Here is a 24,603-nt window from a genome sequence, read left to right as displayed (position 1 = left end):
AACATGAGTGACTCCGAAAATTCCAATGGCGGCACGGCCGCCTCTGCCTCGCCTGCGCCGGCTCCCGCTGCGGCGCCTTCGCCATCGCCATCGCCTTCGCCTTCGCCCAAGCTCATCAAGCCCTCGCTGCGCAGCGTGCTGGTGATGCTGGTGGTCGCACTGGCCGGCGTGCTGCTGGTGCTGCGTGCCTGGAACCTGTTCCCCTTCGCGGGCACCGTGGTCAGCACCGACAACGCCTATGTGCGCGGCGCCGTCACCGTGCTCGCGCCCCAGGTCAGCGGCTATGTGACCGAGGTGCTGGTGCAGGACTACGAGAACGTCAAGGCCGGCCAGCCCCTGGTGCGCATCGACGCACGCACCTACGAAGCCGCCCAGGCCCAGGCCCAGGCCCAGCTGGCCAATGCCCGCGCACAGCTGGCCAATGCCGACCAGACCCAGGCCCAGAACCGCGCCACGCTGGGCGCCAGCCGCGCCGGCCTGGCGGCGGCGCAGGCCGAATCCGACCGCGCCGCAGCCGAGCTGCAGCGCGTGCAGGCGCTGTCCGAGCGCGGCTCCGTCTCGCTCAACGAGCGCGACAAGGTGCGTGCCACCGCGCGCCTGGCGGCCACCAACGTGGCCAAGGCCCAGGCCGACATCGAGATCAACGCCCAGAAGATCAAGGCGACGACGGTGAACCGCGCCTCGCTCGAAGCCCAGGTCCAGATGGCCGAGGCGCAGCTGCGCCAGGCCCAGATCAACCTGGACAACACCGTGGTGCACGCGCCCGGCGATGGCCAGGTCAGTGAAGTCGGCGTGCGCCGGGGCCAGTACGTCACGGCCGGCTCCCAGCTCATGTACGTGGTGCCGCACACGCTGTGGGTGGTGGCCAACTTCAAGGAAACCCAGACCGCCCAGGTGCGCATAGGCCAGGCTGTGCGCTTCAGCGTCGATGCGCTGGGCGGCGCCCACCTCACGGGCCGCGTGCTGGAGATCGCGCCGGCCACGGGCTCGGAATTCAGCGTGCTCAAGGCCGACAACGCCACGGGCAACTTCACCAAGGTCGTGCAGCGCCTGCCGGTCAAGATTGCAATCGATCCCGACCAGGAGCTGGCCGCGCGGCTGCGCGCGGGCATGTCGGTGGTGGTGCGGCTGGATACGGCGCAGCCTGAGCCCCAACCCGCACGGCAACCCGCACAGCAGCCCGCACCCCAACCGGAGGCTCGCCCATGACCGCCCGCGCACTGGCCATGGCCATGGCCTGCGCTGCCGCGCTGGCCGGCTGCAGCGTGCCGCCGCTGAGCACCGCGCCTGAAGCGGCCCGGCCCGCCATGCCCGCCCAGTGGAGCGGGGCAGGGCAGGAGCCTGCCGCCGCCGTCCAGGCATCGTGGTGGCAGGCCTTTGGCGATCCGCTGCTCACGCGCTGGGTGGAGCTGGCCCAGTCCCGCAACAACGATGTGCTGCTGGCCCTGTCGCGCGTGGATGAGGCGCGGGCCAACCTGGATGTGGCAGGCGCCGCGGGCCTGCCCCAGCTCTCGGCCACGGCCGGCGCCTCCACGGGCCGCAGCCTGGGCGCGCGGGGCCTGGCGCACACGCGCTCGGTTCAGCCCGGCCTGCAGGCCAGCTGGGAGCCTGATCTGTGGGGCCGCATCGCCCACCTGGAAAAGGCCGCTGCCCTGCGCCTGCAGGCCAGCGAGGCCGACCGCGACGCCGTGGCCCTGGCCGTGGCCGCCACCACGGCCCAGGCCTATGTGGGCCTGCGCTCGCTGCAATCGCAGCTGCAAGTGGCCCAGGCCACGGCCCGCTCGCGCGAACAGGCCCTGCGCCTGGCCGACGAGCAGGCGCGCGTCGGCTACACCTCGCAGTTGCAGCTCACCCAGGCCCAGGCCGAGTTGCAGGGCGTGCAGCAGGCCGTGGAGCAGCTGGAGCTGTCGCTGGCGCGCCAGCGCACGGCGCTCCTGCTGCTGGCCGGCGGCGAGGGTGACGAGCAGGCCGCCGCGCTCATGGCAACAACCGACAGCCAGTCCGCCACGCTGGGCGCGCCGCCGCCTGCGCCGGCCGCCGGCCTGCCTTCGGCCTTGCTGCAGCGCCGCCCCGACATTGCACGGGCGCAGCTGCAGCTGGCGGCCGCTGACGAAAGCCTGGCCGTGCAGCGCACCGCCTTCCTGCCCCAGGTCTCGCTGACGGCCAGCGCCGGCAGCCTGCTGGTCAATGCCCTGCAATACCACCCGGCCACGGTCTGGGCCCTGGGCGGCAGCGTGCTGGCGCCGCTGTTCACGGGCGGGCGGCTGCAGGGCCAGTTCGACGCCGTGACCGCCCAGCGCGACCAGGCCGCCTATGCCTACCGTGGCGTGGTGATCAAGGCCCTGGCCGATGTGGAAAACGCCCTGGTCGGCACCCGGCGCCTGCAGTCGCAGTGGCAGCACGCCAGCGAGCGCGAGGCGGTGCTGCAGCGCTCCCTGGGCTTTGCCAAGGACCGCTACGAGGCCGGCTACGCCAGCTACCTGGAAGAGCTGGACGCCCAGCGCAATCTGTACCAGGCCCAGCAGGAAGTCATACGCCTGCGCCAGAGCCAGCTGGAAAACGCCATTGCGCTGTACCAGGCGCTGGGCGGCGGCTGGCAGGCCGACGCTGCACCAGTGGCCGCACCCGTCGCTGCACCTGTCGCCAGCCCCACCCGCTGATCAGACCTTCTCGATGCGCGCAGGCAGCCCCTGGCGCACCGCGGCGCCCGACACCCAGTCCACCCACACGTTTTTGCAGCCGGGCCGCGTGGGATCGGCAAAGCCCAGGTCATTGAGGTTCACGCCATTGGCATGCTCGGCGTTCACCGGCATGGGCTGGCCGTCGATGCTGTGGCGGCCCGCGCCCAGCTCGCGGTGGCCGTAGCCGTGCTCGATGGCCACGGTGCCCGGCATCACGCCGTCGCGCACCATGGCCACGGCCGTCACCGCGCCGCCCGGCGTGCGGATGCGCACCGTGTCGCCGTTGGCGATGCCCAGCCGCTCGGCGTCATCGCGGTGCAGGGACACCGGGTTGTGCGGATGCACCTGGCGCAGCCGCGAGACGGCAATCGACATGGAACTCATCAGGTTGGACTTGTACGAGGTCAGCAGCAGCGGCCATTGCTGCTCGCCGAAATGCGTGCGCATGGCGCTGCCGTCGGCCAGCCGTGCCGGATACCAGGTGGGGCAGCCGCTGTAGCGCTCGCCCGTCATGGCGTGGCGCATGCGGGCCAGCTCCTCGCTCCAGACCTGCAGGGCAGGCGCGTGGGCCTTGCGGGTGTGGCCATCCTTCCAGGCGTCCTCGATGCGGTCGAAGCGCCCGCCGCGCGTCAGCAGCATGGCCACCTGACGCCATTCATCGTCCTTCAGGCGCTGGCGCAGCGCGGGCACCAGCCTGTCCACGCCGGTGATGGCGATGTCGTCATCGCTGGCCGCCGGCACGGGCTTGCCGCCTGCCCAGGCCACGTTGGCCAGGGCGTGGATGAAGAAGTCCTCGGCCGAGCGCAGCGCATGGGGCTGGCCCTGGGCGTCCTTGATGGCGGCCTCGCCAAAGCCGGGCAGGCCCAGCCGTTCTGCCACGGCAAAGAGGAAGCTCTCCACGTTCACGGGCTGGCCGCCGGCCGTGCGCGCCACGGCGGGCTGCACCACGGGCCAGCGCACGGTGGAGCTTTTGGCCACCACGTCGGCCCAGGGCGCCGAGATGCCCCAGCTCTCGTAGGTCACGGTATCGGGCACGATGAAATCGGCCAGCGCGCTGGTCTCGTTGATGAAGGGATCGATGGAGACGATCAGCGGCAGCTTCTTCGGGTCCTTGAGATCGTCCACCAGCGCATTGCGAAAGCCCGCAATGCCGTAGACGGGGTTGCTCATGTGGTTGATCCAGGCCTTGGCGCGGTAGGGGTAGCCGGCCAGCGCGCTGGCCAGCATCTCGCTGGACAGGCCGCCCACGGCCGGGTACCACGGGGCCTGGGCGGCGGGATAGTCCTTCGCGCCCTCGGGCTGGCCCTCGCGCTTGCGCTGGAATTCCGCGCTTTTCTCGTAGGGCTGGCGGTGGCGTGACAGCGCCAGGCCGCGCGGCTTGACCTTGCCGTCGAAGTTGGCGAAGTCATAGCGCGGGCCCGGGCCGAAGGGGCCGAACGGGCCCGCATCCAGCACCAGGCCGCCCTGCACGTTGAGGTTGCCCACCAGGGTGTTGAGCATGCTGATGGCGTAGGCGGTGTAGAAGCCCGCGCCGCTCATGGTGCCGCCATGCGCATCGGCCACGGCGCGCTTGCCATGGCTGGTGAACTCGCGCGCCAGCGCCTCGATCTCGCCGCGCGCCACGCCGCACAGCGCCGCGTATTCGTCCAGTGTCTTGAGGCTGGCCTGCTCATGCAGCTTGGCCAGCGAGGAGCAGACCGACAGCTCGGGGGCCTGGTCCGCGCCTTCGGCCTTCAGGCCGGGCACGGCCACGCGGGTGCGCACCATCAGCTGTGCAGGCTCGGCCTGGGTGTGCGGCGCCAGGCGGCCATCGGCACGCTGCACCACGAACACATCCTGGGCCGGTTTGCCGTCTTCGGCTGGCGCGGGCAGCGCCCAGCCCAGGTCGGCGCCGCGCAGAAAGCTGCCGTGGCGCGGGTGGCCGGGCTCGTTGACCAGCAGGTGCGTGGCATTGCTCCAGGACGCCTCGCCCGCCGCCTGCATGGCGGCCGGGCCGGGCTGGGCGAGAAAGCCCGTGTCATGGCGTGCCTCGTCCAGGATGACGCGGATCAGCGCCATGGCCAGGGCCAGGTCGCTGGCCGGCTTGACGGCCAGCCAGCGGTTGCCGCTGCCCGCAGCCAGGCTGGACGAGGTGGGCAGCACGGGCGAGACCACCACGTAGCGGAACCGGTTGTCCTCACGCGAGCGGGCCTCGGCCAGTTCGCGGCCCTGGCGCTGAAAGGGGTTACCGGACTGCGCGGGCGCCGCGCCGATGAACAGGCCGAAGCTGGCATGGCTCCAGTCCGGCTTGCCGTGCGGCATGCCGGGCAGGTCGCCCAGGGCCGCTGCCGCACCCACTCGGAAACTCTGGCCGCAGTAGGCGCCGTGGTTGCTGACGTTCACGGTGCCGAAGGACGGCCCCGCAAAGCGGCGCAGCAGCTGGGCGCGGCCTTCGTTGGAGGCGTCGGTCACCAGCAACTGGTTGGAGCGCGGGCCGAACTCGGGGTTGTCGACGTCCAGCGGCGTCTTTGTGTCCCAGATGGCACGCAGGCCATCGACCTGGCCTTCGCCGAACAGATTGCCGCCCTCGCAGACTTCCTGCACCAGCTGCTCGAAGGAAATGCTCTGCCAGCGGCCGCTGCCGCGCGGGCCCACGCGCTTGAGCGGGGTGAGCACGCGGTGCGGTGCACTCTGGTGCTCCAGCATGGACGAGCCGCGCGCGCAGGACGTGGCCCGGCCCTCCAGGCCCAGCTCCTTACCCAGTTTGGCGTAGACCTCGCGCACGGGTTCTTCCATGGCGGCCGGGCGCGTGGTGGCCAGCGGGTGGTAGGGGTTGCCTGCCACGCGCAGGATGCGGTTGCTGGCGGTATCGACACGCACGCGCACGCCGCACTGCGTCCAGCAGCCCAGGCAGCTGGACGGGCTGACCACCTGGCTGGGCTGGGTGGCGAGCGCGCCCGTGGCCGGGTCGATGCGGAACTCCGGCGTCAGCGAATTGCCGCGCGTGGCGCTGGCCGTGGGCGTGCCCGAGGTGCCTGCGACCAGGCCCTTGGCACCGCGCGCCAGCGTCTCGCCGTAGCCGGCCGCAAAGGCGGCCAGCCCACCGGCGGTGAGGCCACCGCGCAGCAGCAGGCGGCGGCGGGCGGCCTCGGCATCCAGGGAATCTTCGGGGGCTTGGGGGAGTTTCTTCTTGTCGGTCATGAAAGGCTTTCTGTGGCGCGGCCGGCCGGTGGCGGGCCGCGCTCCGTGAATGGGTGAGGGGTCGTCAGGGCGGCGGTGTCAGAGGGCGCGGGCCGCTGCCGAGCGCGCGGGAAACAGCTCCAGCGCCCAGGTGGCCAGCGTCACCAGTGCAATGCACAGGCCGGCCACGCCCAGCATGCCCAGCAGGCCGTCGCCGCCCAGCGGCATGTGGTAGATGTACAGGCCCGCGCCGTACTTGGGCACGCCTTGCACGCCCATGAACAGCGCCCAGCGGAAGGCCCAGGCCGCGGCGGCCAGCCCCAGCCCCAGGGCCAGCGTGTAGCGCGGGCAGGCCATGCGCTGACCATTCCGCACCAGGGCCCACAGCAGGGCGGCACCGGCCACGGCCGAGCCCAGCATGCTCAGGCGCCAGACCGGAAACTGCTGCCACAGCTGCAGCGCCGCCTGGAAGGAGCGGCCCTGGCCCAGCCAGCCGGCAACGGCCCAGACCACCACCATGGCCAGCAGGCACAGCGCCAGCGCCAGGCCCAGCATGCGCAGCGCCTGCAGGGCGCCGGCATCGGGGCGGTGGCGGGCGGGCAGAAAGCGCGCCGTCACCAGCATGCAGCCCAGCGTGGCCAGCCAGCCCGTGAGTGCCAGGTTCAGCGGCACCCACAGCGTGTTCCACAGCGGGCGCGAGCGCACGGCCATCAGCTCGGCGCCGGTATAGGCGGTGATGGTCAGCGCCGACACGGCCAGCAGCGGCGCCAGCCAGCGCAGCCACTGCGGCCGGCCCAGCCACCAGGCCAGCACGAAGGCCAGCGCCAGTCCCACGAAGACGGGCAGCAGCAGGGCGCCCACCGACATCCACGACCACGGCGTGAAGTGCGCATAGAAATGCCAGAAGCGCGCAGGCTGGTGCAGGTCGGCCAGCAGCGACACGGGCGCGGCGATGGCGCTGACGGCCAGCACCAGCACGGCGGCCGGCAGCAGGCGCGCCATGGCGCTGGCGCGCGGCGCCCAGGCGCAGGTGGCGGCCAGCAGGGCGGCGCCCGTGGCAATGCCGGCCAGGAAGAAGTACTGCACGGCCCAGGGCAGCCAGGCCGATTCGTAGGCGGGGGTCAGGAGTTCGACGATGTGCATGGGATGCTCCTTGCGTTCAGTGGGAAGTGACCAGCCGCACGCTGGCCTGCCCGTCCACGCCGTCGACGAAGGCGTCGGGCAATCCCAGGTAGTACACATGCGGGTCCGTGCCCATGGCGGGCTTGAGCACCTTGAGGTCCTTGGCGTGCTCGCGCATGCGCTGGCGGATCTCGCTGCCCTCGTCGTTGAGGTCGCCGATCACGCGGGCGCCGCCCACGCAGCTTTCCACGCAGGCCGGCAGCAGGCCGGCTTCCAGGCGGTGCTCGCAGAAGGTGCACTTGTCGGCGGTCTGCGTCTCGTGGTTGATGAAGCGCGCGTCATAGGGGCAGGCCTGCACGCAGTAGCCGCAGCCCACGCAGCGCTCGTTGTCCACCAGCACGATGCCGTCGCTGCGCTGGAAGGTGGCCTGCACCGGGCAGACCGGCACGCAGGGCGGGTTGTCGCAGTGGTTGCACAGGCGCGGCAGGTTGAGCATGGCCGGCGGCAGGTCCTCGTTGCCCGCGTGCTGCACCTCGTACTGCAGCACCGTGGTGCGGAACTGGCCCAGCGGCGGCAGGTTCTCCATGGAGCAGCTCACCGTGCAGGCCTGGCAGCCTATGCAGCGGCGCAGGTCCACCAGCATGCCGTAGCGCTTGCCGGCCTCGCCGGGGCGGCGCGGTGGCTGGAAACCCGGGGTGCCGGGCGCGGCCGCCGCCACGGGCAGGGCCACGGCCGCCATGGCAGCGGCCAGCAGGTCCTGCAGGAAGCCGCGCTTGCCTGCGACGGGCTGCGCATGGGAGAGGGTAGGGGCGGGGATGTCCTGGGTGGAGGGCTTGCAGCTGCAGTCGTTGCAGCCGCTGCCGGCGCGGGATGTTTTTGGCATGGCCTGTCTTTCATCGTCCTGCGGCCACGGATCGTGGTCGCTCAAACTCAAAAAAGCATTAAAAATATGCTTTTTATATTGAATTTAATATATGAAATTCAGGGCCCTGGCGGCTTGATGTGAGTCAAGCAATGGGCTTGCAAAGCGCCACCGACTGCCTGCCATGGACAGGCGCCCAAGGCAGTCCATAGCGTGTGGCGCAGGGATTAAGATGGGGTTAACAGGGTGACTGCATTCCTCGGGAATGCGGGGCGCGTATCGGAAATCACCCTCTTGTTTCCGTGCGCGGCCCCGGTCTAGGCTGCTTGTGTCGCCACTGCCAAGGAGTTCTCCATGAACCATGCCCTGAACAGCCTTGCTTCGGAACTGGACCTTGCCGCCGAAGCCGGCGAGCACCTGAGGCTGCAATTCACACAGGCCTGCGTGGACCGCATCGCGCACCTGCTGGAAGACCCGGACGTCATCCGCTGCGCACAAGGCCTTCGCCGCTACCTGGACGGCCAGATCGACAGGCAGGAGCTGGACCGCCTGGCTCGCGAGGCCGCCAGCCTGGCCAACCACCACCAGGGATCACGCTCCCTCGACGGCTGCGGCCATGCCGCCGTGTCCGCCACCTATGCCACGGCCCATGGGCTGGCGGGCCGGGCGCTGCAGGCGGCCGACTATGCGGCCTACGCCATGGTCTATGGCGAGGGCGGCCACGGCGCCGTCACGGACCGCGAATCGTTCGAGCCTGAATACCAATGGCAGGCGCGCTGCCTGGCCTCGCTGGCCCAGGCCGCTCAGCAGCGCACGTAGCACCAGCCCGACTGCTGCAGCAGGGCCAGTGACTCGATGCCGCCCTGCGGCAGCACGCGCATGCCGGCAGGCGCCTCGCGGCCCAGCTTCCTGAGCGTGTTCGGGCAGACCAGCGCATGGGCCAGGGCGGCCGCATCCAGATGCTGCGGCGTGCCCGGCGCGGCGTCCAGCAGTGCCTCGACGGCCGGGCCGTTGATGACGATGCGGACCTCGGCACCGGGCCGGTCCTGGCGCAGGTTGGCCAGATTGCTGCGTGCACGGGCCAGGGCGCCGGGTGTGGGCGCATGCAGCACGATGCGCAGCGGCGGCGCATCCGGCCGGACGGGGAACAGGTCGCTCCAGTCGCTGGAGGCGGTGGAAGCGGTGGAAGCGGCGGGAGAACGGCTTGTGCTCATGGTCGTCCTCGTCATTTCCTGCCACGCGGCCCCATGACCTCTTCCAGCAGGCCCGGCGGCAGGCCGGTGCGTACCTGCACCAGCCCCTTGTCATCCTTCCAGACCAGGGCCGGCGTGGCACGCAGCCCCCAGGTGGACATCAGCGAGGCATGGCTGGCCAGCACCTGCCGCGTGGCCTGCGGCACCGGGGCCAGCGGAGTGGCGCCCGCGCCCTCTGCGCTGGCGCGGCCGGCCTTGGCATAGGCGCGTGCGTGCTCGGCCAGGGCCTGCTCGGGCTGGCGCGCGGTCAGCAAGGCGGCGGCCTTGCCCTCGCTGCTGGGCTTGAGGATGCCCACCAGAATGTGGCGCAACTGCACTTGGCCGCTCTCCACCCAGGGCCGGGCATCGTTCCACAGCTGGTTGCAATAGGGGCAGTTGGGGTCGGTGAACACATAGACCGTGCGCGGCGCGTCGGCGCGGCCATCCGGGATGGACTGGGCGCGCTGCACATCGCCCCACAGTTGCTCGCCCATGGGCTTTTGCACGGCGGCCTGCAGGGCCTGGGCGTTCACGTCGCGGCCCTGGGCGTCGATCACCGTGCCCAGCACCCAGTGCTTGCCGTCAGGCATGCGGTAGATGGGCACGGGCTGGCGGTCGCGGTAGGCGGCCCAGGCCTTGAGTCCGCCCACGGCCGGCAGCGGTCCCACCAGGGTCAGTCCCTGCTGGGCCAGAAACTCCTCCGATGGCAGCTCGGACGCCGCAGCCGGCAGGGCCAAGGCTGCCGTCAAGGCCAGGGCTCCTGCCAGTGCAGGCAGGGGAAACAGGGGGGAAGCGCTCATGAACATTCCTTCAGATGCTGGGCCAGGCTGGCGCGCGACAGCTCGCCCATGCGCATGCCGCACAGCCGGCCGTCGGCGCCATAGAAATAGGTGGAAGGCAGGCCCCGCTGGCGCCAATGCCGGCCGGCCTGCTGCTGCGGGTCGAACAGCACCTGGGCCAGCGGCAGCGGGGCTGCTGCCTGCTCGCGCTGCAAATAGCCCATCACGGTCTCGGCTGGCTCGCCCTGGTTGATCCAGATGAAGCGCACATCGGGCCGCTGCTGCTGGGCCTGGGCCAGCACCGGCATCTCGCGTCTGCAAGGCGGGCACCAGGTGGCCCAGAGGTTGATCACCATGGGCTTGCCATCGGCCTGCTGCAACTGCTGCAGCGAGACCGGCTGCGCCTGTCCGTTGACCAGGGTGAAGGCCGGCAGGGCCGGTGCATCTGCGGACGGCAGCGCCTGCAGCAGGCTGCCCAGCACCAGCAGGGCAGCCCCCGCGCCCAGCGCCAGCCCTGTGGCGCGGCGCAGCACCGGGGAGCGGCGGCTGCGCCACAGCATGTACAGCAGCGCGGCCAGCAGGCCGGCCCACAGGTTCCATCCCCCGTCGCGGATATCGATGATGCGGCCTGCGAAGGCCGGCATCCCGCTCCAATCCCAGGGGGCCGGCGCGTACTCTGTCCACCACTGCGCGACATAGGCCAGGCGCGCCGCCAGCAGGCCGGCCAGGGTGCTTTGCCACAGCAGCGCATCCACGGCCTGGCCCGTGCGCCTTTCATTCCTGCGCGCCAGCCACTGCGCCAGCAGCCAGGCCAGCATGGCCACCACCACGCCCGTCGGCAGGACCAGCGGCCCCAGCGCCAGGCTGGCAGGCAGGTGCAGCCAGGCGCCCAGCGCCGATAGCGCTGACGGCCCGCCAGGCTCTGCCGCTCCGGCAAGAACAGGCGAAGGCGCCAGCAGCAGGCCGGCAAGCAAGGGCAGGAAGGACGAAAGAAGAGGGGATGACCGGAGATGCATGGAAGGGAGTTTCAGCCATGCGGGCTGACAGGCCGTGGATGCTGGCAGCGGGGAATTAACGGGGGGTTAACAGCCTCATGGCCATCAGGCTGCGACCGGTCCATTTCGCCCAACCAATCCCATGGCCGCAGACAGCAGCAAGGCCGCAGCGGCCAAGCCGCCAGACAGCCAGAGCGTGGCGTGCAGCCCCCAGCCATCGACCAGTTGGCCGCCCGCCCATGAGCCCAGCGCAATACCGATGTTGAAGACGCCAACGTACAGCGCCGTGGCAATTTCCACGGCACGTGGCACAGCCTGCATCATCCAGGTCATCAGTCCCACCGACACGCCGCCGTAGGCCAGGCCCCAGACCAGCAGCACGGCGCCGCCACCGGTTGGCGAGTCGCCCACGGACAGGAACAGGACAGGCGCCAGCAGCAGGCCCATGGCGATCGCCGCCAGACTCGGCACCGTGCGGCGCGCCGCGATGATGCCCGCCAGGAAGTTGCCCGCAATGCCCGCGATGCCGTAAGCCAGCAGCAGCGCGCTCATCCATTGCGCATCGAACCCCGACACCGTCAGCAGCAGCGGGCGCACGAAGGTGAAGGACATGAAATGCCCGGCCACCAGCAGCAGCGTCAGTGCCAGCCCGGCCTGCAGCCTGCGGTTGGCCAGCTGATGGCTGAACTGGCGCAGGTTGGCCGAGCCTGTGGCAGGCAGGGCGGGGAGAACGGCCATGTGCAGCGCCAGCACCAGTGCGCTGAAGCCTGCCATGCCACCGAATGCCCAGCGCCATCCCGCGAAATCGCCGATCAGCGCGCCCAGCGGCACGCCCAGCACCGAGGCCGCCGCCACGCCGCCAAAGATGATGGAGGTTGCCAGGCCCATCGACGCCTGGGGTACCAGCCGTGCCGCCAGCCCGCCCGCGATTGCCCAGATGCCGCCCATGCAAAAGCCCACCAGGACGCGCGCGGCCAGCAGCCAGGTCAGCGACGGCGCCAGCGCCGAGGCCAGGTTGGCCAGCACGAGCAGGGCCAGCAGTCCGCACAGGATGCGGCGCCGGTCCATGCCGCCCGCCGCCATCACCACCAGCGGCGCGAACAGCGCGGCCAGCAGCGCCGGCAGCGAGATCATCAGGCCGGCCCTGCCCATGGAGGTGCCCAGGCTGCCAGCAATGGATGTGAGCAGGCCGACCGGCAGCATTTCCGTGGTCACCACGGAAAAGGTGGCCAGGCCCACGGCGGACACGGCCAGCCACGGGCGGCGCGCGGCGGGTTCGGGCCGCGTGGAGGAAGACGAATTCATGGTCCAGATCCCTTCAAACAGGTGGGGGGTGTTGCACCGCCGTCGCGGGACAGAGAAAATACATACGCTGCGTATGAATAGAATCCTATATACATACGAAGCGTATGTAAATAATCATGCACGCCGTATGTAAGGAGATTGGCCATGGTCCGCCGCACCCGCGCCGAGATGGAAGAAACCCGCGCCACGCTGCTGGCCACGGCCCGCAAGGCCTTTGGAGAGCAGGGCTACGCCGATGCCTCCATGGACGATCTCACCGCGCAGGTTGGCCTGACGCGGGGCGCGCTGTACCACCATTTCGGCGACAAGCAGGGCCTGCTGGCGGCCGTGGTCGAGCAGATCGATGCCGAGGTGGATGAACGCCTGAAGGCCATCACCGCCCATGCCCGGGATCCCTGGCAGGGCTTTCGCAGCCGCTGCCGGGCCTACCTGGAAATGGCGCTGGAGCCTGAAATCCAGCGCATCGTGCTGCGCGATGCGCGCGCGGCTTTGGGCGGAGCGCTGCCGCAATCGCAGCGCCACTGCATTGCGTCCATGCAGGCACTGATTGCGGACCTCATGGCGCAGGGCATCGTGGCCCGGGCCGATCCGCAGGCGCTGGCATCGCTGATCTACGGCAGCCTGGCCGAAGCGGCTTTCTGGATTGCCGAGGGCGAGGACGCCGACCTGCGGCTGGAGCGCGGCGCGGCGGCGCTGGACCTGCTGCTGGGCGGGCTGCTGGCCCGGCCCTGAGCGGGCCGCCTGGCCGCATTCTTGTGCACCCGCCTGCGAAATTCGGCACGCCGCCGCGCCAGCGCGGCAAATCTGCGATGCTCAGTCGCTTTTCGTTCCCGACTTGGATACAGACGGCGGGGCCTGGCGCCAGGCCCTGCGGACAACAACATGCATGTTCTCTTGGTGGAAGACAACGCGCTGGTGGCCAGCGGCGTGCGGGCCGGCCTGCAGCTGCAGGGCTTTGGCGTGGATACCGTGGCCTCGGCCGGGCAGGCGGATGCGGCCATCCGTTCCTCGCATTTCGATGCCTGCGTGCTGGACCTGGGCCTGCCGGACGAGGATGGCCTCTCGCTGCTGGCGCGCTGGCGCGGCCAGGGCCTGCAGGTGCCCGTGCTGGTGCTGACGGCGCGCGATGCCGTGTCACAGCGCATCGAAGGCCTGCAGACCGGCGCCGACGATTACCTGGTCAAGCCCTTTGACCTGCACGAACTGGCGGCGCGCCTGCATGCGCTGCTGCGCCGCGCGGCCGGCCGCAGCGTGGACTGGATCGAGCTGGGCGAGGTGCGCATCAACCCCGCTGCCGGCCATATCCAGCGCCAGGGCCGCACCGTGGAGCTGTCGCGCCGCGAGTGGTCGCTGCTGCGCGCGCTGCTGCAGTCGCCGGGCCGCATCCTGAGTACCGAGCAACTGCGCGACAGCCTCTACGGCTACAGCCAGGACGTGGAGAGCAATGCCGTCAACGTGCATGTGCACCACCTGCGCCGCAAGCTGGGCCATGAACTGGTGGAGACGGTGCGCGGCGAGGGCTACCGCCTGGGCCTGCACCCATGATGCGCAGCCTGCGCGTGCGCCTGCTGGCATGTCTGTGCCTGGCGCTGTGCACGCTGTGGGGCGGGGTGGCGGCCTGGATGTTCTCGGACATGCGCAACGAGCTGCGCACCGTGCTGGATGACCGGCTGATCGCCTCGGCGCGCATGGTGGCAGGCATCGTCCACCAGTTCCGGCCTGCCCGGGAGCTGCCGCAGGACTGGAGCCCCATGCTCAACGTGATCGCGCGCGACGGCGTGGCCTGCGAGGTCAGCCTGGTGCGCGGCGAGGTCCAGCCCGTGCGGCCCGAATCGGCCCTGCCGCAGGTGCTGGCCAAGACCGAGGGCAGCCCCGTGTTCCCGCAGAGCATGCCGCTGGGCTTCTCGACCATCATCAAGGGGGGCAAGCCCTGGCGCACCTATGTGCTGGAGGACCACGGCGTGCGCATCGCCACGGCCGACCGCATCGATGTGCGCGAGGGCCTGATCCACGGCTTTGCCTACACCATCGTCCTGCCCTTCGTGCTGGCGCTGCTGGCCAGCATGGGGCTGATGTGGTGGGCCGTGACCCAGGGCCTCAGGCCGCTGGAGGCCCTGCGGCGCGAGCTGGCGCGCCGCCCGCCCGGCGACGATTCGCCCGTGGCCCAGGGCCTGCAGACGCGTGAGCTGGCGCCGCTGGTGGGCACGCTCAACCAGTTGCTGCACCGCGTGCGCGCGGCCATCGACCGCGAGCGCCGCTGGAGCGACGACGCGGCCCATGAGCTGCGCACGCCGCTGACCGCCATCAAGACCCACGTGCAGGTGGCGCAGATGGCGCTGGCGGCGCCCGGCATGCCTGCCGGCCTTCTGGCCGCGCCGCCCGGCTCCATGGCGCGCGATTCGCTGGCCCAGGCGGGCGAGGGCGTGGAGCACCTGCAGCACACGCTGGAGCAGTTGCTGCTGCTGGCGCGACTGGAGCAGCATGAACCGGGCGCCGCCAATGCGCTGGCCTGCGGCGATGCGCCTGCCGATGCGCTGCAGGCGCTGGACAAGGCCTGGCAACTGGCGGTGAATGCCGTGAGCGCCGGAGCACCGGCGCCGGCGCAGCGCCAATGGTTGGACACGCACCAGCAGCCCGGCAATGGCGCCTGGCCTCTGGCCATCTCCGAGCCCCTGCTGGTCTCGGCCCTGCGCAATCTGCTGGAAAACGCCCTGCGCCATGCGCCGCAGCATCCCGTGGAACTGGCCGTGCGGCCCATTGGCGCCATGCCGGGCACGACGCAGCAGCCGGGCACAGGCTATGTGGAGTTCACCGTGGCCGACCACGGCCCCGGACTGAGCGCCCAGGAATGCGAAGAGGCCACGCGCCGCTTCTGGCGCAAGCGTCCCCAGGAGCATGGCAGCGGCCTGGGCCTGCCCATCGTGCAGCGCATCGCCGAATGCGCAGGCGGCTGCCTGCTGCTGCAGCCGCGCAGCCTGTGGCGGCCCGAAGAAGGCGATGCGAGCGGGCTGGTCGCACGCCTTTATCTGCCGTTGGCGGTGGGCGCCGGCGCACTGGTGCCGACGCACTGACGAGAGCGCACCGACGCCGGCGCATTAACGCCGACTTAATCTGCGCTGCGTATCGTGCCGACCTGGCTGGCCAGCCGCGCAGGCATTGCGCCGTGCGGGGGCAGCCGCAGGTATCCAGAACTGACCCTGTCCGCCGCTGCCGCGCACCTGCCGGCGCCCACGCATGGCAGGGCAACAGCCTCTTCCCACGATGAACCGCATGAACAAACAGACCCTGTCCCGGTCGTGCATCGCCATTGCTGTCGGCATCTGCATGCCGATGGGCGGCGCCTGGGCACAAGACACCTCCGCTGCGCAGGCGGCAGTGCAAGGCAACGCTGCCGCTGGCCAGAAGATCGCCCAGGCGGGCACGCCCCAGGGCGCGGCGGCCTGTGCCACCTGCCACGGCGCCAAGGGCGAGGGCATGGCGGGCTTTCCGGCACTGGCCGGCCAGCACGCCGGCTATCTGGCGCGCCAGCTGCAGCACCTGGCCGACGGCAGCCGGCAGGCGCCCGTGATGGCGCCCATGGCCAAGGCCCTGTCGGCCCAGGACCGTGCCGACGTCTCGGCCTACTACGCCAGCCTGCCGCTGCCCATCCAGCCCGTGCGCGGCCCGCTGCCCAAGGGCAAGGACGATGACGGCGCCTGGCTGGTCGAGCGTGGCCGCTGGGCCGACGGCATTCCTGCCTGCGCCCAGTGCCATGGCCCTGGCGGCGTGGGCGTGGGAGCGGACTTCCCCGCCATCGGCCACCTGACGGCCGACTACATGCAAAGCCAGGTCGCCGCCTGGAACAAGGGCCAGCGCGAGGCCGGCCCCCTGGGCCTGATGGGCAAGATCGCCCGCAAGCTCACGCCCGAAGACATCCAGGCGGTGGCGTCCTACTACGCCCGCCTGCATGGCGCGGGCACAGCCACCGCAGCCACGGCCTCCGCGCCGGCCAAACCCTGATGGACCGGGAGCCGATCATGTCCGACACACCACGCAATCCCGCCCCCGGCAGTTCCAACACCGCCGAATACATCGTCGTTGCCTGCCTGTTCGCCGGTCTGGCGGGCACACTCGCCTATGGCATGTACGTCAGCCGTCCAGCCCGGCCCGACGTGCCGGTCAACGTGGCCGCCGCACCCGCTGCTGTCCCCGCAAAGCCCGATGCCCAGCCCGTTCAGGGGGCTGCCGACGGCGCAGCCTTCACGCCGCCCGGTGCCCGCGACATTCCGGACACGCCCATGGGCGAGTGGATCCGCCGTGGCGAGGCCATCTTCCTGCGCACGCCGGCCAACGCCGTGGGCTTTTCGGGCAACACCCTCAACTGCGTGAACTGCCACCTGGACGCAGGCCGACTCAAGGGCGCCGCACCCATGTGGGGTGCCTACCCGCTGTACCCGGCCTACCGCAAGAAGACCAACCACGTGGACACCTTCGCCGAGCGCGTGCGCGGCTGCTTCATGTACAGCATGAACGGCAAGGCCCCCGACGACGGCCACGACATCCTCGTGGCGCTGGAGGCCTATGCCTACTGGATGGCGCAGAAGGCGCCCACGGGCGAGAAGCTGCCGGGCGCGGGCTTCACCAAGGTGGGCAAGGCCGCGCAGGAGCCCAGCTTCGAGCGCGGCGCCAAGGTGTACGAGGCCAAGTGCGCGCTGTGCCACGGCCCTCAGGGCCAGGGCCAGGAAGCGGGCGGTGTGACCGTGTTCCCGCCGCTGTGGGGCAAGCAGTCCTACAACTGGGGCGCGGGCACGCACGAAGTGGACAAGGCCGCCAGCTTCATCAAGGGCAACATGCCCTACGGCAACCCCACGCTGGATGACCAGGAGGCCTGGGACGTGGCCACCTACATCAACAGCATGGAGCGCCCCCAGGACCCGCGCTTCACCGGCAACGTGGCCGACACGCGCAAGCAGTTCCACGACAACCCGTACTCGCTGTACGGCACCGAGGTCAACGGGCGGCTGCTCAAGGGGCTTTGAGCGGATCGGACAGGCAACGGCAGGCCGGGCGCAGGCCTGCGTTGCCGTACATGGCAGGGCGCTGACGGCCGCCCTGCAAGCGCATCTGCGCCGGTGCGGCCTTTGCACCAGGCGGCGTACGGTCATCGGTTTGACGGCCGGCATTTCATGATTTAATAAGAATCATTCTCACTGATTTGCCGACGCATCCGGCTTGCACTGCAGCACACCGCCTTGCCGGCAAGCCCGGCCCGTGCCGCACGCGGCCATGCGCACAGGCCTTCGCGCGACCGCCGCGCGATGCTCAGGTTTGCCGAGGAAACCATGACCCAGACCTTGGACGACATTCAGCAGCTGGCGCACGAGCACCAGGTGCTGCTGCGTGGCTACGGCCACGCCCAGTTGCGCAGCAGCGAGCTGCTGTGCCTTCAAGCCCAGGAAATAGAGAGGCTGCAAAGGCTGGTGATCCGCCAGCGCGCGGCCTTGATGGCCAAGGAAACCCAGCTGCTGTGGGCGCGCGAGGAGCGCGAGGCGCTGGAGAAGGCCATTCCCGGCCTCTCGCGCCGCGTCACGCTGGCGCGGCGTGTGGAGTCGCTGCTGGTGCGCGTGCAGGACCTGTTGCGCGAGCGCGCACGCTGGCAGCGCCAGTCGGCCGCGCCCCTGGCGCAGCCCGCCGTGCCTGCAGCGGGCGCGCATGCGCGGGAGCCCGAACAGGACGCCGAGGCCTTCGAGGCCAGCCTGCGCGAGGCCGACCTGGTGATCTGCCAGACCGGCTGCCTGAGCCACGGCGAGTACTGGCGCGTGCAGGACCATTGCCAGCGCACGGGCAAGACCTGCGTGCTGGTGGAGCAGCCCGATGCGCTGCGCATCGTCCGCATACACCGGGGCGCCGACGGCGGCGACAACCCCGCCATGACGCTGAGCCACGGAGACACGACCGCATGACACGCAGCAAGATGCCCCTGAGCCCGGGTGGCGAACCCGAACTGCGCAGCGTGGGCCTGAAGGCCACGCTGCCGCGCATGCAGGTGCTGGAAATCTTCAGGCAGAGCGCATCGCGCCACCTGCATGCCGAGGACGTGTTCCGCCTGCTGGCCGAGCGGCGTGCCGAAGTGGGCCTGGCCACCATCTACCGCGTGCTGTCCCAGCTGGAGGCGGCGGGCCTGCTGCTGCGCCAGACCTTTGAAAGCGGCAAGGCGGTGTTCGAGCTCAACGAGGGGCCGCACCATGACCACCTGATCTGCCTGCAGTGCGGACGCGTGGATGAATTCAGCAACGACCACATCGAGGCGCTGCAGCACCAGGTGGCCCAGGCCCACGGCTACCGCCTGGCCGACCACCGCCTGGCCCTGTACGGCCATTGCAGCGCGTGCTCGCAGCTGCCACCCGAATCACCGGCACAGCCCGAGCAGGCAAGACAGCCTGCGCTGCAGGACAACGAATGAGCACCAACGACAGATCCCTGACCCCCGAGCAGCGCGCCGCCCTGGACCTGCTGATGTCGCGCCAGTCGCGCTGGCCGCTGCAGAACCCGGCGCCGGGCGCAGACGTGATCGACACCGTCATCGATGCTGCACTGCGCGCCCCCGACCACGGGCAGCTGCGGCCCTGGCGCTTCGTGCTGGTGCAGGGCGATGCGCGCCATGCGCTGGGCGAGGTGTTCGTGCAGGCCGCCAGGGCGCGCGACCCGCAGGCCGACGCCGAGCGATTCCGCGCCAAGGCCTTGTCCGCCCCGCTGATCATTGCGCTGGGCGTGCATCTGCAGCCCGAGCACAAGGTGCCAGAGAGCGAGCAACTGCTGGCTGGTGGCGCTGCCGCCATGAACATGCTCAACGCCCTGCACATCCTGGGCTTTGGCGGCTTCTGGGCCAGCGGCGCCAACAGCCACGATGCGCGCGTGCGCGAGGCCCTGGGATTCGAGCCCCATGACCGGCTCGTCGGCCTGCTGTATGTGGGCACGCCCGTCTCGGCCGGCCGCGAAGCCCTGCGGCCGCCGCGCAACCGCTTTGTGCGCGAATGGCAGCCCGGGAAAGACCTGGTGCAAGGCCTGGCCCTGGCCCTGTCTTCCAGCGCGGCCGACGCAGGCTGATCCTGCTTCCTTGAAGCAAAGATGCCCGGCTTGACCGGGCATCTTTCGTTGCGGCTGCGCAATCGGCCTAAGCCGCCGTCTCGACCGACTTCAGCTGGTAGATGGCATAGAAGTGCACGCCAAAGGTCCAGCGGAATGCCGGCCCCACCAGCGAGTAGGGCGGGCCGTAGCCTTCCATCACCTGGTGCGCGGCCACCAGCTGCAGGCGGGGATGGGCTTGCGCCAGATCGGCCTCGCGGCGCAGGCCCCAATGGAACTGGGCCTGGGTGAGCCGGACCGAAGGGTGCTGGCTTGCGCGCCCGGCCGCCAGCCAGCACATGGCGTCGAACACCAGCTCCGAGCCCGGCGGGCTGCGTTGCGCAAACGTGGTCCACAGCGCCTGCATCTGCTCTGGCTGCAGGTACATGGAAACGCCCTCGGCCATCATGAACACCGCAGGCCCGGACCTGTCGGCCGGCAGTCCCAGCCGCTGCCACCAGTCGGCATCGGCCAGGTCGAATTCGCGGATCTCCTGGCGCTCCGATTGCCGGGGCAGCAGCTGCCTGCGCAGCGCGGTCACCGGTCCCAGGTCGGCATCCGTCATGTGCATCTGCCCGTTGTCCAGCCATTGGAAATAGTCGCTGAGGCCGCAGCCCAGGTTCACCACATGGCCCTGCGGCTGGCGCTGCAAGAAGTCCTGCGCCAGCGCGCGAAAGCAGTGCGTGCGCGCCAGCACGCCGTAGATGCTCTGCCGGTCCTGCAGCCACCGGCTGCCGTCGTCGCCCAGCTGGGTCAGGGTGTCCAAGGCGTGGGCGTCACTGACGGCCATGCCGGGAAACAGCCGCTCGCCCAGGGCGCGGGCGGCCAGTGGAATGCGCAAGGTCTCGCTGACATCGGACAGTTTTTCCTGGCGTGGCGAGGAGGGCTGCGCGTCGGGCAAGGCCGTTGCGGCCGTCGGGGCAAGAGATTCGGGCATGGCGGGCTCCTGTGCGTTGCCGGCCGGGGCGGGCGGCATCCACCTTCCATGAATTGCTTCAAGGGCTGATACCCATATTAGGGCCTGTTCGCACGAATGCAGGCAACCTGAAGGGAAGCTGCCTGCCATCAATCCTTGTTCACCTTGTGGTCCTCGCCCTTGGCCTGTTCCATGGCCTCGGGCTCCAGCTCCTCGGCGGAGCGGTTGAGGTGGATGAAGGCACCCCAGCCCAGCAGCAGGACACCCACGGCGCTGACCAGGGCGGCGGGATAGAGCAGGTGGGCCGGCTCTTCCTGCGTCTTGAAGGCAGCGACCAGGGCTTCGACGGCCAGGGCCACGACCAGCACCACCAGAAAGCGCGAGAGAAACCGGCGCACGCGCGTGGGGCCGCTGATATGGGCCTCGCGTATGACCTCCTCTTCGGTGATGGTCTGGGCGATCTGCAGCGCGACCACGCCCGAGGCCAGAATGCCCAGCGCCTCGACGATGCGCAGGCCCGAATCGCCATCCACGCCATGCGCCATGGCGTTCCAGCCCTTGAGGCCTGCAATCCACAGCAGGGCGATGGCCGCCAGCGAAAACAGCAGGGCGATGAGCGCGTGCACGACGGTGAAAAGGGTATGGAGTGCTTTCATGGCAAAGGGCGGAGAGTGGGCCGTGGCGTATGTTTCCACGGCGCCGGCGCGCCGCTTGTAGGAAACGGCGAACAGCCGTGGACAGTGGCAGGCAGCGGTGGGCAGGCGCGGTGCCTGCCCGCGGGTGCGGCGCATGGATAAAATCCCCGGACCATGTCCAGATGGTTCATCGTGGCTTTTTCCCTGCACTTCGTCGTCAGCGTGGCCTTGTCCACGCTGGGGCTTGTGCCATGGCGGGCCCTGCCGGGGGCCGCTTGCGAGCCGGCCGGCGCCGCCTGCGCCAGCGTGCAGCGCACGGCAGCGCCGCTGGTGGACACGGCCTCCCTGCTCGATGACTTCGACCATGCGCTGATGGACGATCAGCAGGACCTCCCCGATGTCATGCATGCCGTCGATGGCGTGGATGCCCCCCGGCTGCAGGCCGATCGCCATGTCGCCAGCAGCCTTCGCGAAGGACCGTGGCGCAGCCTGGCCCCGCCCGAACGGCCTCCCCGGGCGGCCTGATCCCCTTTGCGACCTGCCGGGGCCGTTGGCTCCTCCGGGTCGGCGCATGCGGCATCCACGCCGTTCGCCGGGTCCTGTCCGGCATGCCCCGTCTGCGGGGCTGGCCTATCGCTTCCAATCTCTCCGGACCCAGCGCAGCATGGGCCCTTTTTGCCGCAGCGGCGGCTCCCGGTTCCCAGAACAAGCATCATGGAAATTGCCATTCTTTTTGCGCTGATCCTGCTCAATGGCGTCTTCGCCATGTCCGAGATCGCGCTGGTGACGGCGCGCAAGGCTCGCCTGCAAAAACTCATAGACGAGGGGGACGCCGGCGCCGCCGCAGCCGCCCAACTGGGGGCCGACCCCACGCGTTTCCTGTCCACCATCCAGATCGGCATCACCTCCATCGGCGTGCTCAACGGCATCGTCGGCGAGGCCGCGCTGGCCGCTCCCCTGGCCGAGTGGCTGCAGCGCATGGGCGTGCCCGCGCCCTATGGCGGCTACACGGCCACGGCGCTGGTGGTGGTGCTGATCACCTATTTCTCCATCGTCGTCGGCGAGCTGGTGCCCAAGCGCATCGGCCAGACCTATCCCGAGACCTTTGCGCGCCTGATCGCACGCCCAGTCAACTGGCTGGCCCATCTGACCAAGCCCTTCGTGGTGCTGCTGTCCGTGTCCACCCATGCGCTGCTGCGCCTGCTGGGCGTCAAGGAAAACAGCGGCAGCGCCGTCACGGAGGAAGAGATCCACGCCATGCTGGCCGAAGGCACGACGGCCGGCGTCATCGAATCGCACGAGCACACCATGGTGCGCAACGTGTTCCGCCTTGACGACCGCCAGATCGGCTCGCTGATGGTGCCGCGCAGCGACGTGGTCTGCCTGGATGCCGATGCGCCGTTCGAGGACAACCTGCGCGTGATCGAGCAGTCCGACCACGCGCGCTTTCCCGTGGTGCGCGGCGGCATGGACTCCATCATCGGCGTGCTCAACGCGCGCCAGTGGCTGTCGCGCGCGCTGCAGGGCAAGGATCAGGGCCTGACCGACCAGCCCATGCAGACCGCGCTCTATGTGCCCGAGACCATCACCGGCATGGAGTTGCTGGAGAGCTTTCGGCTGTCCGACGTGCACATGGCCTTTGTGATCGACGAGTACGGCGAGGTCCAGGGCATCGTCACCCTGCAGGACCTGGTGGAGGCCATCACGGGCGAATTCCAGCCCCGCGATCCGCGCAACTCCTGGGCGCTGCAGCGCGAGGACGGCAGCTGGCTGCTGGACGGCCACATCCCCGTGCCCGAGCTCAAGGACCGGCTGGAGCTGGCCACCGTGCCCGAGGAAGAGCGCGGCCGCTACCACACGCTGGCCGGCATGGTCATGCTGCTCACGGGCCGGCTGCCGCGTGTCACCGACACCGTGCAATGGGAAGGCTGGCGCTTCGAGGTGGTGGACATGGACGGCAAGGCCATCGACAAGGTGCTGGCCATGCGCGTGGACGTGTCGCTGCAGGTGCCCGGCGACGAAGACGCAGGAGCAGCCCATGCACCGCGTTGAACGACGGGCCCCGCGCTGCGCCTGGAAACTGCTGGCATGCGCGGCGGCCGTGGTCTTCATGGCCGCCTGCCTGGACGGCGTGCAGGGTTACCCGCAGCAGCAGGCGCCCATCATCAGCCCCTACGACATGACGCAGGAGCAGCGGCTTGCCGAAATGAACGCCATGGGCGCGGCCGGCCATGCCGACCACCGCTGGACCTACGAACTTCGCCCCGGCTGCGTGCTGCGCGTGGACCTGGACGGCCCGCAAGGCCCGCGCCCTTCCCTCGATATCGCCCTGCTGGGCAGCGTGGTGGCCGTCACGGCCCAGCGTGAACGCGGCAGTTTCCGCGTGGAGCTGCAGCCCGGCGACGGCCTGCAGTCGGCACGGTCCCTGGTGCTGGAAAGCACCAAATGGGCCGACGCCAGCTGGACCCAGCTGCTGCTGCGCCTGATGCAAAAGGGTTGCATGGAAATGCAGGGCCGCCCGCACGGCAGGACCGCCAGCCGGCACTGAGAGGCAGCGCACAACGGCACGGATCGGCATGCATCGGCAGGGACCAGCAGGGACCGGCAGGCCAGGCATGCGTGGCTTGCCCGGTCCCGCAAATGTGAGGGGCGGAAACGACAAGCGGCACCGAAGTGCCGCCGGGTAGGGCGCGGGGCGCAAGGTCCCGGGCCAGGGCAGATCGCCGGCTTACTTGGCCAGCGTCAGCGTGCCCTTCATCAGCGCGGAGTGGCCGGGGAAGGAGCAAAAGTAGCTGTAGGCCTCGCCCGCCTTCAGGGCGGCGGTGGAGAAGGTCACGGAGTCGGTCTCGCCGCCGCCGATCACCTTGGTGTGGGCGATCACGCGGGCGTCCTTGTCCTTCACGAAGTCCTTGGCGGCGCCGGCGGCGATGCCGTCATTGGCCACGGGCTGCAGGTCGGCCGTCTTGCTCAGTACCCAGTTGTGGCCCATGGCCGTCTTGGGCAGCTTGCCCACGTGCTTGAGCTTGACCGTGAACTGCTTGCAGCTGGCGGGCACGCTGATGGTGGGCTTGTTGAACTGCATGGCGTCATTGCCTTCGATCTCGACGGCGCAGTCGGCGGCCAGCACAGGTGCGGCGACGGCAGTCATTGCGAGGGCCAAGAGGACGGGTTTCCATTGCATTGCCATTGTTTTCTCCTTGAAAAGCGGGTGAGGTGGCTGGCATCCGGTGGCCATGGACCGGCAGGCGGTCTGTCGCCATGGATGCTTTGTATGGCTGCCTCCAGCATAGACAGGATGGGGGAGGGCGGGTTGATTTGAATCAAGTCAAAACAGTTCGAAGACCTGCGCTCCAAGCATGCGGGATGGCGTCACGCCGGCAGGGTATGCGCGGTGGCTGTCGCCGGGAATCACTTGCCGTCCGTCGTCTTTTGGCGACGGGCAACCCCACAGCTCGCATGCCTCTACTCACCCCAGTCACATTTGGGTACGATTGCGGTAAATAGAGAGGGTTTATGGGAGTGATGGTTTTCATAGGTGCTGTCATTGGCGCCATCTTTCTGCTGACGGCGTTTTTCGTCGACAGCTCCCAGCAACAGACGGCGCTGGCGGGCATGGCCTGTGCCAGCGTCCTCATTCCGTACGTGCTGTTCAGGTTGCACTCGATCGTCGTCGAGCAGGACAAGCTCGATCAGATCCTGCAGCTGATGCGAAAGTCCGGCAGCCAGCCCGAAGGGGTGGCTCCGGGCGGCGAGGGGTCCCGTGAGCCGGGTGGCCCCTCGGCGCCCAGGTCCTGGATGTCCTGAGGCACGGGG

The 24,603-nt window shown here is 69.8% G+C and carries 25 protein-coding genes; 15 read left to right on the top strand and 10 right to left on the bottom strand.

The genetic code is table 11. The features are described 5' to 3' along the window. Positions 1–3: 3 nt before the first annotated feature. Positions 4–1,209, top strand: coding sequence for an HlyD family secretion protein (locus PO605_RS19255; RefSeq protein WP_272206752.1), 1,206 nt, complete (start codon positions 4–6; stop codon positions 1,207–1,209). Then, positions 1,206–2,660, top strand: coding sequence for an efflux transporter outer membrane subunit (locus PO605_RS19250; protein WP_272206751.1), 1,455 nt, complete (start codon positions 1,206–1,208; stop codon positions 2,658–2,660). The genes PO605_RS19255 and PO605_RS19250 overlap by 4 nt, the downstream gene beginning before the upstream one ends. Here PO605_RS19250 and PO605_RS19245 read toward each other — a convergent pair whose 3' ends face one another. The 3 genes from PO605_RS19245 to dsrO form a co-directional block, all read right to left on the bottom strand. Next, complete coding sequence (locus PO605_RS19245; protein ID WP_272206750.1) at positions 2,661–5,861, bottom strand: tetrathionate reductase subunit A; 3,201 nt, start codon at positions 5,859–5,861, stop codon at positions 2,661–2,663. A gap of 78 nt (positions 5,862–5,939) precedes the next feature. Continuing rightward, entirely contained in the window at positions 5,940–6,983 is a 1,044-nt protein-coding gene (gene nrfD, locus PO605_RS19240; protein ID WP_272206749.1) for an NrfD/PsrC family molybdoenzyme membrane anchor subunit, read from the bottom strand. A gap of 16 nt (positions 6,984–6,999) precedes the next feature. After that, the gene (gene dsrO, locus PO605_RS19235) at positions 7,000–7,845 is read right to left on the bottom strand and encodes a sulfate reduction electron transfer complex DsrMKJOP subunit DsrO (RefSeq protein WP_272206748.1); all 846 of its coding nucleotides are present in this window, start codon (positions 7,843–7,845) and stop codon (positions 7,000–7,002) included. Positions 7,846–8,178: 333 nt separating this feature from the next. On the opposite strand from dsrO, the gene PO605_RS19230 reads away from it, so the two are divergent. Further along, a complete protein-coding gene (locus PO605_RS19230; RefSeq protein ID WP_012206046.1) occupies positions 8,179–8,643 on the top strand; it encodes a hypothetical protein in 465 nt (154 codons plus the stop codon). Here PO605_RS19230 and PO605_RS19225 read toward each other — a convergent pair. From PO605_RS19225 to PO605_RS19210, 4 genes are all read right to left on the bottom strand, one after another. Next, entirely contained in the window at positions 8,628–9,038 is a 411-nt protein-coding gene (locus tag PO605_RS19225; protein ID WP_047474975.1) for a DsrE family protein, read from the bottom strand. The two genes, PO605_RS19230 and PO605_RS19225, sit on opposite strands and share 16 nt — an antisense overlap. Before the next feature lie 11 nt (positions 9,039–9,049). Further along, positions 9,050–9,856: a thiol:disulfide interchange protein DsbG gene (gene dsbG, locus PO605_RS19220; RefSeq protein ID WP_272206747.1), complete on the bottom strand. Its 807-nt coding sequence runs from the start codon at positions 9,854–9,856 to the stop codon at positions 9,050–9,052. Then, the gene (locus PO605_RS19215; RefSeq protein ID WP_047471422.1) at positions 9,853–10,851 is read right to left on the bottom strand and encodes a TlpA family protein disulfide reductase; all 999 of its coding nucleotides are present in this window, start codon (positions 10,849–10,851) and stop codon (positions 9,853–9,855) included. The genes dsbG and PO605_RS19215 overlap by 4 nt, the downstream gene beginning before the upstream one ends. 84 nt (positions 10,852–10,935) lie before the next feature. Beyond that, entirely contained in the window at positions 10,936–12,135 is a 1,200-nt protein-coding gene (locus PO605_RS19210; RefSeq protein ID WP_272206746.1) for an MFS transporter, read from the bottom strand. 144 nt (positions 12,136–12,279) lie between these two features. Between PO605_RS19210 and PO605_RS19205 the strand changes: the two genes are divergently transcribed. From PO605_RS19205 to PO605_RS19170, 8 genes are all read left to right on the top strand, one after another. Then, a complete protein-coding gene (locus PO605_RS19205; RefSeq protein ID WP_016446229.1) occupies positions 12,280–12,867 on the top strand; it encodes a TetR/AcrR family transcriptional regulator in 588 nt (195 codons plus the stop codon). Positions 12,868–13,017: 150 nt separating this feature from the next. Continuing rightward, complete coding sequence (locus PO605_RS19200) at positions 13,018–13,680, top strand: response regulator (protein ID WP_012206042.1); 663 nt, start codon at positions 13,018–13,020, stop codon at positions 13,678–13,680. Further along, on the top strand, positions 13,677–15,206 hold the full coding sequence (locus PO605_RS19195; protein WP_272206745.1) for an ATP-binding protein: 1,530 nt from the start codon (positions 13,677–13,679) through the stop codon (positions 15,204–15,206). Before PO605_RS19200 ends, PO605_RS19195 begins: the two co-directional genes overlap by 4 nt. Positions 15,207–15,396: 190 nt before the next feature. After that, positions 15,397–16,134 carry a c-type cytochrome gene (locus PO605_RS19190; protein ID WP_016446227.1) on the top strand — a complete coding sequence of 246 codons (738 nt, stop codon included), beginning with the start codon at positions 15,397–15,399 and terminating at the stop codon, positions 16,132–16,134. A 17-nt stretch (positions 16,135–16,151) separates the two neighbouring features. After that, a complete protein-coding gene (locus tag PO605_RS19185; protein ID WP_272206744.1) occupies positions 16,152–17,153 on the top strand; it encodes a c-type cytochrome in 1,002 nt (333 codons plus the stop codon). Between the two features lie 303 nt (positions 17,154–17,456). Then, positions 17,457–18,077 (top strand): DUF2325 domain-containing protein, encoded by a 621-nt coding sequence (locus PO605_RS19180; RefSeq protein ID WP_016446225.1) that lies wholly within the window; start codon positions 17,457–17,459, stop codon positions 18,075–18,077. Beyond that, positions 18,074–18,577, top strand: a complete 504-nt coding sequence (fur, locus tag PO605_RS19175) for a ferric iron uptake transcriptional regulator (protein ID WP_047327410.1) — start codon at positions 18,074–18,076, stop codon at positions 18,575–18,577. The genes PO605_RS19180 and fur overlap by 4 nt, the downstream gene beginning before the upstream one ends. After that, positions 18,574–19,221, top strand: coding sequence for a nitroreductase family protein (locus tag PO605_RS19170; protein ID WP_047474055.1), 648 nt, complete (start codon positions 18,574–18,576; stop codon positions 19,219–19,221). The genes fur and PO605_RS19170 overlap by 4 nt, the downstream gene beginning before the upstream one ends. Before the next feature lie 67 nt (positions 19,222–19,288). Here the strand turns inward: PO605_RS19170 and PO605_RS19165 are convergent, their stop codons facing one another. Continuing rightward, entirely contained in the window at positions 19,289–20,176 is an 888-nt protein-coding gene (locus PO605_RS19165) for a class I SAM-dependent methyltransferase (RefSeq protein ID WP_016446222.1), read from the bottom strand. Between the two features lie 128 nt (positions 20,177–20,304). Continuing rightward, on the bottom strand, positions 20,305–20,811 hold the full coding sequence (locus PO605_RS19160) for a hypothetical protein (RefSeq protein ID WP_026061999.1): 507 nt from the start codon (positions 20,809–20,811) through the stop codon (positions 20,305–20,307). Positions 20,812–20,964: 153 nt separating this feature from the next. Here PO605_RS19160 and PO605_RS19155 point away from each other — a divergent pair, with 153 nt between their 5' ends. The 3 genes from PO605_RS19155 to PO605_RS19145 all read left to right on the top strand — a co-directional run bounded on the left by PO605_RS19155 (position 20,965) and on the right by PO605_RS19145 (position 23,338). Beyond that, entirely contained in the window at positions 20,965–21,315 is a 351-nt protein-coding gene (locus PO605_RS19155; RefSeq protein WP_272206743.1) for a hypothetical protein, read from the top strand. 189 nt (positions 21,316–21,504) lie between these two features. Then, the gene (locus tag PO605_RS19150) at positions 21,505–22,842 is read left to right on the top strand and encodes a hemolysin family protein (RefSeq protein WP_017403868.1); all 1,338 of its coding nucleotides are present in this window, start codon (positions 21,505–21,507) and stop codon (positions 22,840–22,842) included. After that, on the top strand, positions 22,829–23,338 hold the full coding sequence (locus PO605_RS19145) for a hypothetical protein (protein ID WP_047327407.1): 510 nt from the start codon (positions 22,829–22,831) through the stop codon (positions 23,336–23,338). The genes PO605_RS19150 and PO605_RS19145 overlap by 14 nt, the downstream gene beginning before the upstream one ends. Before the next feature lie 180 nt (positions 23,339–23,518). Here PO605_RS19145 and azu read toward each other — a convergent pair whose 3' ends face one another. Next, on the bottom strand, positions 23,519–23,977 hold the full coding sequence (gene azu / locus PO605_RS19140) for an azurin (protein WP_016446217.1): 459 nt from the start codon (positions 23,975–23,977) through the stop codon (positions 23,519–23,521). Positions 23,978–24,303: 326 nt separating this feature from the next. On the opposite strand from azu, the gene PO605_RS19135 reads away from it, so the two are divergent. Beyond that, positions 24,304–24,594 (top strand): hypothetical protein, encoded by a 291-nt coding sequence (locus PO605_RS19135; protein ID WP_272206742.1) that lies wholly within the window; start codon positions 24,304–24,306, stop codon positions 24,592–24,594. Positions 24,595–24,603: the final 9 nt, after the last annotated feature.

Source organism: Delftia sp. DT-2, from assembly GCF_028401915.1.
Taxonomy (GTDB): Bacteria; Pseudomonadota; Gammaproteobacteria; order Burkholderiales; family Burkholderiaceae_C; genus Comamonas; species Comamonas tsuruhatensis.
Note: the sequence above shows the minus strand (reverse complement) of the source record. Positions and strands in the feature narration are given on the sequence as shown.